This is a genomic window from Limimaricola litoreus (assembly GCF_024159025.1).
In the GTDB taxonomy this organism is placed as follows: domain Bacteria; phylum Pseudomonadota; class Alphaproteobacteria; order Rhodobacterales; family Rhodobacteraceae; genus Limimaricola; species Limimaricola litoreus.
Genome location: NZ_JAMYXC010000177.1, coordinates 1 through 3,590, shown reverse-complemented (window position 1 = coordinate 3,590; position 3,590 = coordinate 1). Strand labels below are relative to the sequence as shown.

Here is a 3,590-nt window from a genome sequence, read left to right as displayed (position 1 = left end):
AAGGAGCTGATCGACAAGCATTGCGGCGGCATCCGCGGCGGTTGGAAGAACCTCAAGGGGGTGATTCCGGGCGGCTCGGATGTCGCTCGGCGCATGGGCGCGGATCGCGGCCCTGCTCCTTCCGGCGGCGGCCTTTGCCATCGCGTTGCGGGCGGGCCTTTTCGACGCGCTGTCGATCCTGCGCGAATACGACACCAACCGCGACGTGTTCGATGCCGCCCTGGGCGGACATCTTCGGCTGGTGATCGGCAGCCTCATTCCGGCGCTGGCGATCGGCCTGCCGCTGGGCTGGGCCTGCTTTGCCGGGTCACGGGCGCGGCTGGTGATCCTGCCCGCGCTCAATCTTCTGCAAACGACGCCGAGCATAGCCATGTTCGGCCTTCTCATGGTGCCCTTGGGCGCGTTGTCGCGCGCCGTGCCCGCCCTGCGCGACTGGGGCGTAGGCGGCATCGGCGCCGCACCCGCGATTGTGGCGCTGGCGCTCTATGCGCTCTTGCCGATCGTCGCCAACACCTATGCCGGCCTCGCGGGCGTGCCAGAGACGATGCGCGACGCTGGTCGCGGCATGGGCATGTCGCGCGCGCGGCTTCTGGCACGGGTTGAGCTGCCGCTGGCCGCACCGGTGATCCTCACCGGCATCCGCATCGTGGTGGTGCAGAACATCGGGCTGGCGGCGGTGGCCGCGCTGATCGGCGGCGGCGGCTTCGGCACGCTGGTGTTTCGCGGCATGGGGCAGGCGGCGATGGATCTCGTGCTCCTGGGCACTGTGCCGATCGTGGCGATGGCGATTTTGGCGAGTCTTTTGTTCGACGTGGGCATCGAGCTGACCAGACGGGGAGGGGCGCGATGATACGCGTGAGCGGATTGCGCAAGAGCTTCGAGGGCGTGACGGCGGTCGAGGGGCTCGATTTCGAGGTCGCGCATGGCGAGGTGCTGGCGCTCGTCGGCACCTCGGGCTGCGGCAAGTCGACGACGCTGCGTATGCTCAACCGGCTGATCGAACCTGACGCGGGTCGCATCGAGATCGACGGGCGCGACGCGCGCGATGTTTCGCCCGACGCGCTGCGCCGGGGCATCGGCTACGTGATCCAGGGGGTGGGGCTGTTTCCGCATTGGACCGTGGCGCAGAACATTGGCACCGTACCGCGCCTTCTGCGCTGGGACAAAGCGCGGGTGCGCGCGCGCATCGAGGAGCTTCTGGAGCTGTTCGGTCTCGATCCGGCGGATTACGCCGACAAGTATCCCGCCGAGCTCTCGGGCGGCCAGCAGCAGCGCGTCGGCGTGGCGCGCGCCATGGCAGCCGAGCCCGCGATGCTGCTGATGGACGAGCCCTTCGGCGCGCTCGACCCGGTGACCCGCGGCCGGCTGCAGGACGAGTTCACCGCCATCCGCCGCCGCCGTGGCATCACCGCCATCCTCGTGACGCATGACATGGATGAGGCCTTTCGCCTCGCCGACCGGATCGCGGTGATGGATGCCGGGCAGATCCTGCAGATCGACACGCCCGAGCGGCTTTTGCGCGGCCCGCGCGAGGGCTTCGTGCGCCAGTTCGTCGGGCTCGACGATCGCGCCTTGCGCATCCTGTCGCTGCACCGGGTGCGCGAGCTGTCGCGCCCCGCCGCCGATGCGCCCGCGCCGAGCCAGTGGGTCTCGCCCGACGACACGCTGCGCGAGGCGGCCTCGCGGCTGATCTGGGAGGCGGGCGACAGCCTCGCCGTGGTCGAGGAGGGCCGTGTGACGGGCGAAATCCGCGCCGAGGACATCTGGCGCACCGGCGCGCGGGGCGCGCCTTGAGCCGGGGCGGCCTCGCACTCGCGGCGCTGTTTGCGCTGTTCGTGGCGCTGGTGCTCCAGCCCGAGCTGATGACCCCGCTGCTGCGCCTCGTGGCCGAGCCGGGGCAGACGCTGCTCTACGACCGCCAGCCCATTTGGGTGCTGGTCGGCTGGCATCTCGCGCTGGTCGCGGCGGCGGGGGCGGTGGCCTGCGCGGTCGGCGTGCTGCTGGGGGTGCTGGTCACCCGCCCGGCGGGGGCCGATTTCATGACGCTGGCGCGCATGGTCTCCAATCTGGGCCAGACCTTTCCGCCGATCGCCGTGCTCGCCATCGCAGTGCCGCTCCTGGGCTTCGGCTTCGAGCCCACGTTTCTGGCGCTGTGCGCCTATGGGCTCCTGCCGGTGTTCGAGAACACCGTCGCGGGGCTGCGCGGCGTGCCTGCCACGGTGCGCGAGGCGGCGCGCGGCATGGGGTTGGCAGGCCCGCAGCGCCTGTGGCGGGTCGAGCTGCCGCTGGCCGCCCCGGTGATCCTCACCGGCCTGCGGCTGTCCACGGTGATCAACATCGGCACCGCCACCATCGGCAGCACGGTGGGCGCCGTGGGCCTGGGCGAGGTGATCATTGCCGGGCTGCAATCGGGCAACACCGCCTTCGTGCTGCAAGGCGCGCTTCTGGTGGCGCTGATGGCGATCTGCGCCGATCTGGCGCTGCGCCGCCTTGAGCGCACACTGACGCGGGCTTGATGGGCCCGCGCTTGTCTCGGGGCGGGTCGCGTGCCAGATCAAGGGAGGAAACGCAGGCATCGCAAGGTCGCACGTTCCATGTATTTTACGCGGTCGCGGGAACTCTGACCCCGTCCTGCCGATTTTCCTGCCGGAGGCACTGAACATGATTGACAGACGCTACTTTCTTGCCGCAGGCGCGGCCCTTGGCATCCTCGGCAGCCGCGCCGCGGCGCAGGACTCCGGCGGCGCACAGCTGCCCGAGAAATACCAGCCCCGGATGGTCGAGATCCCTGCCAGCATGAACCCGGGCGAGATCCACGTCGATCCCAACCGCTTTGCGCTCTATTGGACGATGGAAGGCGGGCAGGCGATGCGCTACTCGGTCGGCGTCGGCCGGGCCGGGCTCTACGAGACGGGCGTGTTCCGGATGGGCGCCAAGAAGGAATGGCCGAGCTGGACGCCAACGCCCGACATGATCGAGCGCGAGCCCGAGAAGTACAAGAAATACGAAGACGGCATGGAAGGCGGCCCCGACAACCCGCTCGGCGCCCGCGCGCTTTATCTCTTCGAAGGCACGCGCGACACCTATCTGCGCATCCACGGCACCAACGCCCCCTCGACCATCGGCACCGCCGTGTCGAACGGCTGCGCCCGCCTGGTGAACGATCACATGATCGATCTTTACGAGCGCGTGCCGTTGGAGACGACAGTCTTTCTCTATCCCAAGCTCGCCTGACCTTCGTCCACGCGCGTCGCCATTCCCGCCCCGGTCCCTCGGCCGGGGCGTTCGCATGTCGGGAGGCAAGGCACGCGACGCCCGGGGCCCCGTCCGGGAGGGCAGCGCGAAAAAAGTTGCCGTTTTCCGAAAAAACCTCTTGCGGCCCCCGGCCCCTATCCGTAGAAGGCCCCTCACCGGCGGCGCAGAGATGCACTGACGGGGACACATTCCGGAGGGGACGGGTTGGAGCGCTTCAAGTTAGGGCGCTCTGGTTTGGTTTTCTTCCTGCTCTTTGATATTGATGATATCTGAAGAGATATGCGGGCGGCTTCGGTTCATTTCGATGGATCAACGTCTGTATGTCGCGCCGGTAG

At 68.8% G+C, this 3,590-nt stretch carries 4 protein-coding genes; all 4 read left to right on the top strand.

From position 1 onward, the window contains the following. The first annotated feature begins 79 nt into the window (after positions 1-79). The 4 genes from NHG85_RS11695 to NHG85_RS11680 all read left to right on the top strand — a co-directional run bounded on the left by NHG85_RS11695 (position 80) and on the right by NHG85_RS11680 (position 3,234). Positions 80-850: an ABC transporter permease gene (locus NHG85_RS11695; RefSeq protein WP_253332576.1), complete on the top strand. Its 771-nt coding sequence runs from the start codon at positions 80-82 to the stop codon at positions 848-850. Next, positions 847-1,794, top strand: coding sequence for an ABC transporter ATP-binding protein (locus NHG85_RS11690; protein WP_253332574.1), 948 nt, complete (start codon positions 847-849; stop codon positions 1,792-1,794). Before NHG85_RS11695 ends, NHG85_RS11690 begins: the two co-directional genes overlap by 4 nt. Continuing rightward, positions 1,791-2,516, top strand: coding sequence for an ABC transporter permease (locus NHG85_RS11685; RefSeq protein ID WP_253332573.1), 726 nt, complete (start codon positions 1,791-1,793; stop codon positions 2,514-2,516). The genes NHG85_RS11690 and NHG85_RS11685 overlap by 4 nt, the downstream gene beginning before the upstream one ends. 145 nt (positions 2,517-2,661) lie before the next feature. Beyond that, on the top strand, positions 2,662-3,234 hold the full coding sequence (locus NHG85_RS11680; protein WP_253332571.1) for a L,D-transpeptidase: 573 nt from the start codon (positions 2,662-2,664) through the stop codon (positions 3,232-3,234). Positions 3,235-3,590 lie beyond the last annotated feature (356 nt).